The sequence below is a fragment of the Maribacter thermophilus genome (genome assembly GCF_001020565.1).
Lineage (GTDB): Bacteria > Bacteroidota > Bacteroidia > Flavobacteriales > Flavobacteriaceae > Maribacter > Maribacter thermophilus.
On record NZ_LDAS01000001.1, the window covers coordinates 3,335,683 to 3,349,702 of the forward strand.

At 38.1% G+C, this 14,020-nt stretch carries 14 protein-coding genes; 7 read left to right on the top strand and 7 right to left on the bottom strand.

The annotated features are described in order from the left end of the window. Window positions 1-76: 76 nt before the first annotated feature. On the top strand, window positions 77-934 hold the full coding sequence (locus tag AB657_RS14435) for a cupin-like domain-containing protein (RefSeq protein WP_047247137.1): 858 nt from the start codon (window positions 77-79) through the stop codon (window positions 932-934). Window positions 935-957: 23 nt separating this feature from the next. Here the strand turns inward: AB657_RS14435 and AB657_RS14440 are convergent, their stop codons facing one another. The 4 genes from AB657_RS14440 to AB657_RS14455 form a co-directional block, all read right to left on the bottom strand. Then, window positions 958-1,428: a regulatory protein RecX gene (locus AB657_RS14440; protein ID WP_394332525.1), complete on the bottom strand. Its 471-nt coding sequence runs from the start codon at window positions 1,426-1,428 to the stop codon at window positions 958-960. Between the two features lie 2 nt (window positions 1,429-1,430). After that, on the bottom strand, window positions 1,431-2,009 hold the full coding sequence (locus tag AB657_RS14445) for a PepSY-associated TM helix domain-containing protein (RefSeq protein ID WP_047247138.1): 579 nt from the start codon (window positions 2,007-2,009) through the stop codon (window positions 1,431-1,433). Between the two features lie 203 nt (window positions 2,010-2,212). Then, entirely contained in the window at window positions 2,213-3,760 is a 1,548-nt protein-coding gene (locus AB657_RS14450; RefSeq protein WP_047247139.1) for an Rne/Rng family ribonuclease, read from the bottom strand. Window positions 3,761-4,019: 259 nt separating this feature from the next. Beyond that, on the bottom strand, window positions 4,020-4,310 hold the full coding sequence (locus AB657_RS14455; RefSeq protein ID WP_013306152.1) for an HU family DNA-binding protein: 291 nt from the start codon (window positions 4,308-4,310) through the stop codon (window positions 4,020-4,022). A gap of 126 nt (window positions 4,311-4,436) precedes the next feature. Here AB657_RS14455 and mutY point away from each other — a divergent pair, with 126 nt between their 5' ends. The 6 genes from mutY to AB657_RS14485 are packed head-to-tail and all read left to right on the top strand — an operon-like array spanning window position 4,437 to window position 9,964. Next, window positions 4,437-5,486, top strand: a complete 1,050-nt coding sequence (mutY, locus tag AB657_RS14460) for an A/G-specific adenine glycosylase (protein WP_047247140.1) — start codon at window positions 4,437-4,439, stop codon at window positions 5,484-5,486. A gap of 25 nt (window positions 5,487-5,511) precedes the next feature. After that, a complete protein-coding gene (locus AB657_RS14465; RefSeq protein WP_047247141.1) occupies window positions 5,512-5,970 on the top strand; it encodes a single-stranded DNA-binding protein in 459 nt (152 codons plus the stop codon). A gap of 20 nt (window positions 5,971-5,990) precedes the next feature. Continuing rightward, window positions 5,991-7,319, top strand: a complete 1,329-nt coding sequence (locus tag AB657_RS14470) for a gliding motility-associated protein GldE (protein WP_047247142.1) — start codon at window positions 5,991-5,993, stop codon at window positions 7,317-7,319. Then, the gene (gene gldD, locus AB657_RS14475; RefSeq protein WP_047247143.1) at window positions 7,309-7,863 is read left to right on the top strand and encodes a gliding motility lipoprotein GldD; all 555 of its coding nucleotides are present in this window, start codon (window positions 7,309-7,311) and stop codon (window positions 7,861-7,863) included. Before AB657_RS14470 ends, gldD begins: the two co-directional genes overlap by 11 nt. A 13-nt stretch (window positions 7,864-7,876) precedes the next feature. Further along, the gene (locus AB657_RS14480; protein WP_047247144.1) at window positions 7,877-8,824 is read left to right on the top strand and encodes a pyridoxal-phosphate dependent enzyme; all 948 of its coding nucleotides are present in this window, start codon (window positions 7,877-7,879) and stop codon (window positions 8,822-8,824) included. Then, window positions 8,825-9,964 (top strand): MBL fold metallo-hydrolase, encoded by a 1,140-nt coding sequence (locus AB657_RS14485; protein WP_232304892.1) that lies wholly within the window; start codon window positions 8,825-8,827, stop codon window positions 9,962-9,964. It abuts the gene before it with no gap. On the opposite strand, the gene AB657_RS14490 is transcribed toward AB657_RS14485, so the two are convergent. From AB657_RS14490 to AB657_RS14500, 3 genes are all read right to left on the bottom strand, one after another. Continuing rightward, a complete protein-coding gene (locus tag AB657_RS14490) occupies window positions 9,957-10,397 on the bottom strand; it encodes a hypothetical protein (protein WP_047248020.1) in 441 nt (146 codons plus the stop codon). The genes AB657_RS14485 and AB657_RS14490 overlap by 8 nt on opposite strands. Window positions 10,398-10,601: 204 nt before the next feature. Beyond that, complete coding sequence (locus AB657_RS14495) at window positions 10,602-12,674, bottom strand: M16 family metallopeptidase (protein ID WP_047247145.1); 2,073 nt, start codon at window positions 12,672-12,674, stop codon at window positions 10,602-10,604. 8 nt (window positions 12,675-12,682) lie between these two features. Further along, window positions 12,683-14,005: a M16 family metallopeptidase gene (locus AB657_RS14500; RefSeq protein ID WP_047247146.1), complete on the bottom strand. Its 1,323-nt coding sequence runs from the start codon at window positions 14,003-14,005 to the stop codon at window positions 12,683-12,685. Window positions 14,006-14,020: the final 15 nt, after the last annotated feature.

Sequence of the window (14,020 nt, forward strand, 5' to 3'; positions counted from 1 at the left end):
TCCTACATTATCAATATTTTAGTATAATGTTTTATTTACGTTAATTAACTTTGGAGCTCCAAAAAACGAGCGTACATTGAAGTTAACAGAAGTTCCTAAGGTAGATAAGATTACCAAGGAAGATTTTATAGCGCATTATTTTAAGCCCCAAAAACCTGTGGTTATAAGTAGGGCTATTGAAGATTGGCCTGCTTTTACCAAGTGGAACTTGGATTATATGAAAGCCGTGGCCGGTGATAAGATAGTTCCCTTGTACGATGATAGACCTGTTCAGCACGAAGATGGTTTTAATGAGCCCCATGCAAAGATGAAAATGCGGGATTATATTGATCTGCTACAGAGAGAGCCTACCAGATTTCGAATTTTTCTTTGGAATGTATTAAAGGAGGTACCAGAGCTTCAAAAAGACTATACCTATCCGGATTTTGGTATAAAACTTATGAAAAAACTGCCCATGTTGTTTTTTGGGGGACGAGATTCTTACACCTTTATGCATTATGATATTGATTTGGGAAATATCTTTCATTTTCACTTTGAAGGAGAAAAGGAATGCATTCTTTTTCCGCAGTCGGAAACTAAATATCTATACAAGGTGCCACATTCGTTGATTACCCATGAGGAAATCGATTTTTCTGATCCGGATTATGAAAAGTGGCCGGCTTTAAAGAATGCGAAAGGATTTAAGGCCAGTTTGTCGCATGGTGATGTTTTATATATGCCCGAAGGATATTGGCATTATATGAAATATGTAACGCCCGGCTTTTCTATGAGCTTAAGGGCCATACCAAGAAACCCTAAGAATTTGGCAAAGGCATTTTATAACATACTTTTTATGAGGTTTTTTGATGTGTTTATGCGTAAAATAAAAGGTCAGAAGTGGATCGATGAAAAAAACCAAAAGGCGATTGTTCGCACAAATCGATATAACAGTTAATTATATAATTTACGGTTGGGTAGCTATTCTATTAGCTCGTTTAGTTTTTGGTACACTAAATGACTTTCCCAGCCTCTATACAGAAGATAGTCGGCTAACTTCTTCTTTCTCTTTTGTTTGTTTGTCTCGGTAATCTGCGATAGTCTTTTTTTTGCCAGTTTGTCTAGAGTGTCCAAATAATCGTTTTCATCTATCTCTTTGAGTGCGGTATTAATGTTGTATTTTGAAATTTCGCGCTGCTTCAGCTCGTTTACGATTCTGTTTTTGCCCCATTTTTTAATGTTGAACTTGCCTCTGGCAAAACTTTTGGCAAATCGTTCCTCGTTTAAATAATTTTCTTTGATCAGGTCAGAAACAATCGTATCTATGGCCATGGGGATCATGCCCATTTGCTTTAGTTTGGTAACAACCTCTTTATGGCATCGGTCTTGGTAGGCACAATAGCTTTCCAATTTCTTTTTTGCCTCTGTTAAAGTATAGTTCGCACGATGCATATTCATGCGCTTTTTGAGGTCTTTTTCATTTGTTTTGGTCCATACCATAGCCAAAATCCGGTAACGGTAAATATGAGTAGTGCAAGACCTGTTATAGTAGTGTAAACTAGTTTTATGGGCGTATTGGAAGTGCCTAGGTAACGGTCTAAAATAGAACCATCGTGTATCTGTTCTATAATGTCGGATCTTCTTCTTTCGATCTTTAAAAGTTTTCCGGTGGCACCGTCAAGTTGAATTCCATAAAAATTATCCTTGAATTTAAACTTCAAAATACCCTTATTGGGTCTTACGTCTATACGGTCTATTTCCGATGAAAGTTTTGTTGAGATAGAATCTTCGAATATCTGTTGTGCATTTTGGCGTAGGTCGTCCAACGGAAGCCATTCAGCTATTTCAGTGGTGGTCCCTGTTTCTGTATTTGCCAAAATAAGTCCGTTGGTATTTTTTTTCCACCCTAGAAGTAGTCCGGTGATAGAAATAAATAAGAAAAAAATAAATAACCATGCTCCGGTTAAACGATGTACTTTTCTAAAATCTCGTAGAATTTTGGCTTGTTGTTTTCTTTTTTTGGTTTTTCCCATTAAATCGCTCAAATATGACAGTTCAGTAAAGATAATAGAAGTGTAGATTTAGGAAAATAGCTTTGCATATTTTTAAGAAAATTGCATTGTTAAAGTGTGCTTTTTACCGGTTTTTGGTCATTTTGATGGTGATTTTATCGCTATTTCTATATATGGTTATATAAAACAAAAAAAGCGACTCCGTTTAAGAGTCGCTTTTTTTATTAATATATTGTTTTGCCGTCTTTATTCTTAAAACGGTATTCTAGATACGTATACGCATCTCTAGGTTGAATTCTGATCCATCTTTTGTGTTCCAAGAACCACTTGAAACGAATAGAAGGGAATCCTTTGGTAATGTAGGCTGCAATGAAAGGATGTAAATTTAGTGTTATACTATTGTCTTTGGCAGGTCCTTTCAAGAGACGTTCTAGGTCTACATTTATTTTGTCTATCAAAACTATAGGAGCTTCTACCTCCTGTCCAGCGTTATTTGGATTTTTTTCAGTTGTTTTGATATTCATTTCGGGTCTAACACGTTGTCTTGTAATCTGTATCAGACCAAATTTACTTGGAGGTAAAATTTTGTGTTTTGCTCGATCGTCCTTCATCTCGTCCCTGAGATGTTCGAAGAGCTTTTTTCTATGTTGTGATTTCACCATATCAATAAAATCAACGACGATAATACCCCCCATATCTCGGAGGCGTAATTGTCTGGCAATTTCTGAAGCGGCCAATAAGTTTACTTCAAGGGCCGTGTCTTCTTGATTTTTTGCCTTGTTTGATCGGTTACCACTGTTTACGTCTACAACATGTAAAGCTTCGGTATGCTCTATTATTAGATAGGCACCTTTGCTCATTGTTGCCGTGCGACCGAACGACGTTTTTATTTGTCGGTCGATTCCGAATTTCTCAAAAATCGGAACATTGGTCGTATAATGTTTTACAATAGACTCTTTGCTTGGAGCTATCTCAGCTACGTAGTCTTTTATTTCCGTAAACAGGTTGGCGTCGTCAACATAAATTCCGGTAAAACTATCGTTAAAAACATCTCTTAGTATAGAAGAGGCCCTATTGAGCTCCACTAGCACTTTAGAAGGTGTTTGTGCACGATATAATTTTTTACACATTGCTGACCATTTGTTCAGCAAGTTTTCTAGATCTTTGTCGAGCTCCGCTACTTTTTTGCCTTCTGCTACGGTTCTGATAATTACCCCGAATCCTTTAGGTTTAATACTTTTTACGAGTCTTTTTAACCTATCTTTTTCTTCTTTGCTGGCTATCTTTTGAGATACCGAAACACGATCGGAAAAAGGGACCATAACCAAATAACGCCCCGCTATCGAAAGCTCTGAACTTATTCTTGGTCCTTTGGTGGAAATGGGTTCTTTTACTATTTGAACCAAAAGTGATTGATTGGCTTTTATAACATCTGTTATAACTCCATTCTTATCAATATCTTTTTCAAACGGAAAGTTCTTTAAGGAATAATCTCTTAGTTTTCCTGAGCTCACTTGTTTTACGAACTTAAGCATTGAGGATAACTGCGGTCCTAGGTCGTGATAATGCAAGAAAGCATCTTTCTCGTAACCCACATTTACAAATGCGGCGTTCAGACCGGTAACGGGTTTCCGTATTTTGGCCAAAAATATATCGCCAACGGAAAAATTGTTGTTGTCCTCCTCTTTATGCAGTTCAGTGAGTTTTCCGTCTTTTAATAAAGCAAAATCAACGGCATCGGAACTAGATCTTACGATTAATTCTCTATTCACCTGAATGTATTTATATCTATCCGACTTTGTGAAAAAGCAGATAAATTGATTAAACAATGCTAGAAACAGATTTGTACAAATCTGCCGAGATCTGTCTTAGAGATCTCTATGTCAATGAACGTATTAAAGAGAAAAAGTAGTTTTTAAAACTACTTTTTCTTGTGTCGGTTAGCTCTTCTGCGCTTCTTGCGCTTGTGTGTAGCTACCTTATGTCTTTTTCTTTTCTTACCGCTCGGCATAAAGTTCTTTTTTTAAATTATTACTTAACTTGTACATTACTCTTTACTCCTTCAACAAAAACCTTGGCAGGTTTAAATGCAGGAATGTTGTGTGCGGGGATCTTAATCGTAGTATTCTTAGAGATGTTCCTGCCAGTTTTTTCTGCTCTGGTCTTAATGATAAAACTGCCAAAACCTCTTAAATATACATTGTCTCCACTCTCCAAAGAAGTTTTAACTTCTTCCATAAAGGATTCTACTGTTGCCTGTACATCTCCTTTTTCAATTCCCAGTTTGTCTGAGATCTTCGATACAATTTCCGCTTTCGTCATCTTACAATATTAGGTTTTCTGTATTTTTTTCGGGTTGCAAATATATAAATTAAATTCAATCTTTCTTTCTAAAGGACTAATTTTAAGTATATAAACTGCTACATTTATCACTTAGTATTAAAGTAGATGTCTTTTTCAGAGAAAATCTTGGCTTGGTATCGCCAAAATAAAAGGGAATTGCCTTGGCGAAACACTATAGATCCTTATAAAATATGGTTGTCCGAAATTATGCTTCAGCAAACAAGGGTCGCACAAGGAATACCGTATTACAATAAGTTTGTAGATGCTTTTCCAACGGTATATGATTTGTCCGCAGCAAAAGAAGAGGAGGTATTAAAATTATGGCAGGGTCTTGGTTACTATTCCCGCGCCAGAAATTTACATGCGGCGGCTAAAATGGTCGTTGAGGAGTTCAATGGTGTTTTTCCCACTTCTTATAAAGAACTCATAACCTTAAAAGGGGTGGGCGATTATACTGCCAGTGCCATAGCTTCTATTTGTTACAATGCCCCACATGCGGTTGTAGATGGCAATGTATATAGGGTGCTAGCACGATATTTTGGTGTTGAAACACCCATAAACAGTACTTCGGGGATAAGGTATTTTAAAGAACTGGCCCAGGAGTTGCTTCATGAGACCAATATAAGGGACTATAACCAAGGTGTTATGGAGTTTGGGGCCATACAATGTACACCTCAAAGCCCCACTTGTAACTCTTGTCCTTTAAACGATAGTTGTATTGCTTTAAAAGATGAAAAGGTTAAAGAATTGCCTGTTAAAATTAAAAAGACAAAAATAAGGAAGCGATACTTTAATTATTTAATACCTATATATAAGGATGGTAATAATGAAAGATATACCTTGCTTAGGCAGCGGCGTGGAAAAGGTATATGGCAAAATTTGTGGGAGTTTCCATTACTGGAATCCGATCGGGAAATAGGATTAGCGAGTATAGAAGAAAAATATAGCGAAGTTGTAGAAACTTCTGGGGTGCATAAAATAACATTGTACAATGATAGTTTTATTGTACACAAACTGTCGCACCAACATTTGTATACCAAATTTTGGGTTTTAGAAGGCACGGATAGGCTTAAAGAAGGAATAAATGTTTCTGAACTTGACAATTATGCGGTACCTGTTTTACTTGCAGATTTTATGAAAACATTTAAATTTTAGTACTTTTGAACATTAGACAAAAATTATGAGCGGTACATTAAATAAAGTGATGCTAATTGGGCATCTGGGAGATGAGGTCAAGATGCATTATTTTGAGGGTGGCGGCAGTATTGGTCGGTTTCCTTTAGCTACCAACGAAACCTATACGAACAAGCAGACAGGAGAACGTGTTACCAATACAGATTGGCATAATATCGTAGTAAGGAACAAGGCTGCCGAAATATGTGAAAAATATTTGAGCAAGGGAGATAAGGTATATGTGGAAGGAAGGCTTAAAAACAGGCAATGGCAGGGCGAGGACGGTAACACAAGGTATACCACCGAAGTACATGTACAAGACTTCACTTTTTTAAGTACAAAAAAGGAGAGCATGTCCAATAGTGGGCCCCAACCATCGCAGCCACAGAATACCGGTGAAGAAAGAACCCCCGCGAAAACTACCCCACCGTTAAATCAGCCGGAAGATGACGATTTACCATTCTAACATTTTATAAAGAAGAATAATTGGACCCTGGCCCCTATAGTTTGGTTTTAAATTTTATGGCGATGGACGGAGCTTTTGCGCTCAATATTGCCATGCTTATAGTTTTACTCTTGTGCTCTGCCCTTATTTCTGGTGCTGAAGTGGCTCTTTTTGGCTTGTCTGTCACAGAAATAAATAAGATTCGTGAAGAAAAGACGGACAAAAGCGGTATTTTAATTAAACTCTTAGAACGCCCCAAAAAATTATTGGCGACCATATTAATCGCCAATAATGCCATTAATATCGGGGTCGTATTACTTTTTAACCTTATTGGCGACACCTTGTTCTCTAATATAGACAAGGTGTTGTTCAATATTGTATCGGTGCGATTTTTACTGGAGGTCGTCGTCGCTACCTTTTTAATATTGATGTTCGGTGAGATTCTGCCAAAAGTGTATGCCAATAGAAATAGATTGAGCTTTTCTTATTTTATGGCCTACCCCATAAAAGTATTGGACTTTTTGTTTTCGCCGTTGAGCCTGCCCATGCGCTCCGGTACTATTTTTTTGTACAAAAAGTTAGGTAAAGAAAAATCCAGTTTAAGTGTGGATCAATTATCGCAGGCTTTAGAGCTTACCTCCGATGGTGATACGACCAAGGAAGAGCAAAAAATTCTCGAGGGTATTGTATCCTTTGGAAACACCGATACCAAGCAGGTAATGTGCCCGCGGATCGATATTTTTTCACTAAATGACCAAATGAAGTTTTCAGAGGTTCTAGAAGAGATAAAAAAGCACGGATATTCTAGAATTCCTGTATTTTCAGAGAATATAGATAATGTTCTGGGTGTTCTGTACGTCAAGGATCTTTTACCCTATTTAGACCGTAAATCCTTTAATTGGTTAACCTTGATAAGAGAACCTTATTTTGTTCCCGAGAACAAAAAACTAGATGATCTATTGGCCGATTTTCAGGCCAAGAAAAACCATTTGGCTATTGTTGTGGACGAATATGGGGGTACTTCGGGTATTGTTTCCTTAGAAGATATTATAGAGGAGATTGTTGGTGATATCAGTGATGAGTTCGATGATGAGGACTTGGTTTTTTCCAAATTGGACGATTATAATTATGTGTTCGAAGGTAAAACTACCTTAAAGGACTTTTACAGGGTCATAAAATTAGAAGACGAGGATATTTTTGAAAACAATAAAGGAGAGTCAGAAACTATTGCAGGTTTTGTTCTGGAAATGGCGGGTAGTTTTCCTAAAAGAGGAGAAGAAATAACGTTTGAGAATTATAGATTTGTAGTGGAAAGTTTTGATAAGAAAAGACTAAAACAAATTAAAGTAACATTACCACATGAAGCTTAGACCAGTTATACTATTTGTGTGCCTTTTATCTATTGTTTATAGTTGTAACGAAGAAGCTATCCCTAAGCCCAAGGCGCAAATACGACTAGAATACCCAGAAGGTAAGAATGTACCTTTGGAAACAGAGAATTTTAAATTTGAGTACAACGAGTTTGCCAGGGCCGATATCAATAAAAACAGTGCTTTTACCTTAGAATATCCTGAAATGAAAGGGGCTATTTTCTTAAGCTACAAGAAAGTGGAGGGCGACATAGATAAATTGATCATAGATGCCAAAAAACTTAGTTATGAGCATGCGATAAAGGCGGATAATATTGTAGAACAACCCTATATAAATCCGGATAAAAAGGTGTATGGGGCTTTGTTCGAAGTGCAGGGTAACGCAGCTTCGCAATCACAGTTTTTTGTTACCGATAGTACAGAGCATTTTTTGACCGGCTCGGTATATTTTTATGCCAAGCCCAATTACGATTCAATTTTACCGGCAGCCGCATACCTTCAAAATGATATGCGTAGAATTATAGAGACGTTGGAGTGGAAATAATAAAGTGTTGATTATGGATAAAAAAGTATTGTTGGATAGCCATAAAAGAATAAGTCCATATATCCATAATACCCCGGTTTTAACCTCTAGGTTGATTAATAAGATAGTAGGGGCGGAAGTTTATTTTAAAACAGAAAATTTTCAACGGGCCGGGGCCTTTAAAATCAGGGGTGCTACCAATGCCATATTGCAATTGTCCGACGAGCAAAGGGCAAAAGGGGTGGTTACCCATTCTTCGGGCAATTTCGCACAGGCTGTTTCTTTGGCGGCCGAAAGTTTAGGCGTGACTGCGCATATAGTAATGCCCGAGTCTGCTCCGAAGGTAAAAAAGAACGGGGTTTTAGAATATGGCGGCATTATTCATGAATGTGAGTCTACATTAGAGGCTAGACAGGCGACCGCAGATCGTATAGCTAAAGAAACCGGAGCTGTTTTTTTACACCCTTCCAATGATATGGATGTGATTATAGGTCAAGGTACGGCCACTATGGAGCTTTTGGCTGAACAACCGGATTTGAATATGCTTTTTTGTCCAATCGGTGGAGGAGGGCTTATAGCGGGTTCTGCCTTGGCGGCAAAGTATTTTGGTGGTAATTGTAAAGTAATTGCAGGTGAGCCTTTTGAAGCGGACGATGCCTATAGGTCCATGTTAAGTGGAAAAATCGAAGGGAATGAAACCGTAAATACAATAGCCGATGGTTTAAAAACAAATTTGGGGGATAAGAACTTTCCTATAATCAAAGAGCTTGTTTCAAAGATTGTGAGAGTTAAGGAAGACGAGATCATAGCTGCCATGAAGTTGGTCTGGGAGCGAATGAAAATTATAATAGAGCCATCAAGTGCCGTTGCGGTGGCAGCATTGATCCATGAGTCAAGAAGAGACTCTGATTTTTTTAGTGGAAAAAAAATAGGAGTAATAATTTCTGGAGGTAATGTAGATCTGGGTCAATTGCCTTTTTAAATGAAAAAACTCAAGAGTGTTTTAAAGAAGATGGTACTGACGGTGGTTGCGATTTTGGTGGTTTTGGTATTGGTTGGGGTGCTGTTCGTAAATCTGAGCCCAGAATTTGGAGGTTCGCCCACCAAGGCTCAAAAAGAGAGGTTTAAGAAGTCCGATAATTTTAAGGACGGTGTGTTTGTCAACCTTGGTGATGTTAAGATGAAAATGGGGTTTGATGCCTATTTAAAAGGTATTAAAGGATATTTTTCTCCGCAGCCCAATGCTATTCCCTCTAAAAATGTTTCCGTCTCAAAAATAGATTCTTTAGAAGTAGCAAGGTATACAGGGGCAGCCAGATTGGTTTGGTTTGGGCACTCTACATTTCTTTTGCAATTGCAAGGCAAGAACATATTGTTAGATCCTATGCTGGGTAGTGTTCCTGCGCCGAACCCTATGTTGGGAGGTAAGAGATTCAGCGAAAATTTACCAATAGATATTGAGCGCTTGCCAGAAATTGATGCGGTCATTTTTTCACATGACCATTACGACCATCTTGATTATGGTTCTGTACAACTCTTAAAGAATAGGGTAAAAATGTTTTACACGCCATTGGGTGTTGGGGCGCATTTAATGGAGTGGGGAGTAAAAGAAAATCGGATTGTTGAATTGGACTGGTGGGACGAAGTGCAGTTCGATGACATAAGGTTAAAATGTACGCCCGCGCAACATTTTTCTGGTAGGGGATTGTCCGATCGTGGAAAAACCCTGTGGAGCGGTTGGGTCATACAATCCGATAGTTCCAATATTTTCTTTAGTGGTGATAGTGGTTATGGAAGCCATTTTAAAGAGATTGGAGAAAAATACGGTCCGTTTGATTTTGCTATGTTAGAGTGTGGGCAATACAACGAACTGTGGAAAGAAATACATATGATGCCGGAGCAAACGGCCCAAGCTGGGCTAGATGTAAGGGCAAATAAAATTATGCCTATTCATTGGGGAGCTTTTAAATTGGCAATGCATCCGTGGACAGAGCCCGTGCAAAGAGTGTTTAAAAAAGCAAAAGAATTAGGTGTACCCGTCACTACCCCTAGAATAGGAGAAATCTTTTATTTGGACAGTACTGCTATTTCCAATGAAGAATGGTGGAAAGATTTTAATTAGATTCTGAAAGAATAGCTTCAGCATTTTTGATGCTGGTATTTATTTTTTCTTTTACCTCTTTTACTTTTGCCTCCTCTTCGTTCAGCCAAGCCTTTTTTTCGTCGCTTAAGGCTTTACCTTCTAAAATCTCTTCGGCGTCAAAACGATCTCCGAAAGACTGCATCCAATCCATCATAGACCTATTGGCCTCCTGTAAATCTCTAACAGCTTTTGCCTGTGGCGATTCGGGGCCTAAAGAATCTGCAAACGGTTTTAACTGGCCTACTAACTTACCTAACTGCCCCATTTTAGGCATAACTTCATCATGAATGGCCATTACTTGCTCCATTTGGGTAGGGCCTTCGGTTTGTTTCTCTTCTTTTTGTTCTTTACATGAGGTAAGCAAAACTGCTAAAATGAAGAAGAAGGAAACTATTTTATTTTTTGGTGTCATTTTCTTGTCTTTTATGTGAGGAAAAAATTGTTTGTGTTGGTAAAGATACCAAATATTAAAAATGTCATAAAGTGTCAATTACAAAAATTATGAAGCCTTTTTATGGCATAAATATTTGTAGCATCTATTGTAGATAGGGTGTTTTGTTGTTAAAACAAAAAAGCCCACTTTTTAAGTGGGCTTTTTTTAATATTTGTTTAAAGATTATTCAAAATCTGCAGAAGAAACTCCGCTATTTACCTTTATTTCAGTGACCGTAAAATCAATGTTCTGGGGTCCCATGCTTTGTGAAAGCTTAAAAGGAAACAATACCCCGGATACTTCTTTATAATCGTCATAGATCAGTGTTTGCTGCATTTGTTGACCTTGCATTTCGGCAACGTTCACTTCTTTTAGTTTAAGGCCGGTCTCTGCGTCGTAAAAGATTGTTTTGTTGTCGGTAGCTTTAATTTTGTAGGCCTTTTTGTCACCTACCATTTCAGAGCCCTCCAAAGAGATAGTATCGGATGACAAGAAGTTTAGTTCTGGAAAAAGAGCAGCCTCTTCTTTTATTTTTTGAACTTCTTCTTCTGAGAGGTCCTTACGCTGACCTTGCATTACCACATAACCTTTGTCATTGTTCAAAACCTGTTTTGTCATAGAATTGCCCATCATTTTTATGTCTTGCATAAGCTGGTTCTTAGCTGTTTTTTTCAATTGTAGCTCTAATTTCATTCCTTGCATTTCTGCACTGGCATCCATTGCAAACGATTCTATACTTTCTAATTTGGTCTTGCCGCCGATGGCCTCTATATATTTTTCTAAAATGCTTTTAGCCGTCATTCCGGCAGGAATTTCTGACTCGTAATTCGGCTTTTCCGTTTTATCCGCTGTTTTGGTGTAAAAATGAACAGGAAGTGTTTTTCCCTTAAACTGAATGTTCTCCAGGTTTTCTAAAACCTCACTTCCTTTTCCTACAACAACTACACGGGCATTGGAGGAACTAAAGTATTTTTTTGCGGCATTCTGTACATCTTCGATGGTGATTTTTTCAAGGCGTTCCAGGTAGGTCTTGTAAAAATCTTTTGGCAAACCTTCTTTTTCTATATTCAAAGCATAGTTCGCAATGGTTTGTGGTTGCTCCAGAGCCATTATAAATCTACCTGCATACTTTGCTTTTGTGTTCTTTAATTCTTTTTCAGAAACGGGTTGTGCTATAATACGATCTATTTCTTTTAGTATTTCCACCACAGAGCTATCGGTTACCGCATTTCTTACGCTGGCAGTGGCTACAAATCTAGAGACTTCGTATTTGTCGTTTCCAATAGAGGAATAAGATCCGTATGTATAGGCTTTGTCCTCTCTTAGGTTCAAGAAAAGACGTCCTTCGCCACCTCCGCCTAAAATTTGATTGGCGATCAAGGCAGGTAAATAGTCTTCATCCTTCTTTTTAAGGGTAACAATGTTTTGTACCGCTATTTCTGATTGTACCGCATTTGGCATATCCACAAAATTTATTTGGGTATTATAAACATTTTGTGGGGTTGAATATGTGAAAGTTGGGGGCACGGCTTTGGTCCAGGAAGTAAAGTGTTTTTCCGTTAATTCTTTTACGGTGTCAAAATCTATATCTCCGATTACGACCAAATAGGCATTGGCAGGTACAAAATAATCCCTGTAAAACCCTTCTACATCACTTAGGCTAACATTGTTGACGGTTTCTATGGTCGTAAACTCGCCATAAGGGTGGTTTTTACCGTAGACGAGTGCTCGTTGTACCCTCTCGGCTATGGCCGGAACATCTTTTTCTTCGGTCTTAAGGGCTGTAATCAATTTTTCTTTTTCTTTTTCGAATTCTTCTTGAGAAAAATTGGGGTTGATCGCGGCATCGGCCAACAATTCCATTATCCTTGGAAAATACTTGGAAAGGGAGCTTGCATAGGCACTTTGGGGGCCAAAACTCATTCTTGCACCTAAAAAGTCTATTTCTTCGTTAAACTCGTCTTTGTCAATGTTTTTGGTTCCTTTGCCCAATAGCGCACCGGTCAAACTTGATACGCCTGCTTTTTTTCCTTCTAAAATAGGAGGATTGTCTATGGTTAACTGAATCGATACCCTTGGCAATTTATGATTTTCCACGACCAGAACTTTTAAACCGTTGTTAAGGTGGAAACTTTGTGGTTCTTTCAGGTTAATTTCCGGGGCAGGTCCGGGTTTTGGCATAACCGACCTATCTACTTGTGCCTGTGCCGTAAAAGTGGCAAAGACAACAAAAAATATTATATATAGCTTTTTCATAGTGTTTTTTAATTTGCTGGTTTTTCTTCAGGTAGGTAATCTATTTGTACACGTTGGTTAGGTTTCAAATATTTGTTCGCTATTTCCATGATTTCTTCTCTGGTTATGGAGCGATAGATTTCTATTTCTTTGTTGATCAATGAAGTATCGCCATATAGCATATAATTGGTCGCCAATGATCCAGCGATACCTTCTATGCTGGAATTAGAGTTTACATACCTGTTTTCAAACTTGTTTTGTAGCTTTTGATAATCTTTTTCGGAAATAAGGGTAGTTCTTACTTTTTCAATTTCTTCCTCAATAGATTTGTTCAAGGTTTCTAAAGAGGTTTCACCTACTGGAAGGGCAAATACCAAATACATTCCGTAGTCTTCTTGGCCTATATTAAAAGCACCTACCTGAAGTGCCTCTTTTTTGTCGTCTACCATTTTTTTATATAGTTTAGATGTTGGTCCATCGCTCAAATAGGTGGATAACATATCTAGAACATAGGCGTCCCTATCTGCAAAACCAGGGGTTCTGTATGCAATTATGGTCGCTGGTATTTGAATATTGGCGTCGTAGGTCTTTGCTTTTCTTTCTGTGGTTATAGGGTCTTCCTTTGGATAGTTTCTTGTTACATCCGCTCCTCTTGGAATGTCTTTGAAATATTCCGAAATCCATTTTTTTGTCTGGTCGGTATCAAAGTCACCGGCCACCACTAGCACCGCATTGTTAGGTACGTAATATTTGTTTTTGTAAGCAATGAACTCTTCTAGCGAAGCGGCATCGAGATCCTTCATGTAACCAATGTTCGGGTCTTTGTAAGGGTGCTTTTCAAATAGGTTTTCTCCAACGGTGAATAGAATTTTTCCGTATGGAGAATTGTCGTAACGCAATCTTTTTTCCTCTTTAACTACTTCGTTTTGCGTGTCTACCCCGTCTTGGTTGATAACAGGGTGCAACATACGTTCAGATTCCATCCAAAGACCAAGTTTTAAGTTGTTGGAAGGGAAAACCTCGTAATAATAAGTTCTGTCCTGCGATGTGTTGGCGTTGTTTTTGCCTCCGTTAGACGATACGATCTCGAACCATTTTCCTTTTTCAATATTTTTAGTTCCCTCGAACAATAAATGTTCAAAGAAATGTGCAAAACCGGTTCTGCCTTCAGATCTGTCCTTTCCTCCAACATGGTACATTACCGATGTGGTGACCAAAGGGGCACTGTTGTCTTGGTGAAGGATCACATGCAGACCGTTTTCAAGGTCATATTCTTCGTACTTTACTTCTTGCGCTGTCATAATAAGGCAAGAAAAAAGCAGAGCCGTGCCCGTTAATAATTTTTTCTTCATTTTAAATAGTGTTTA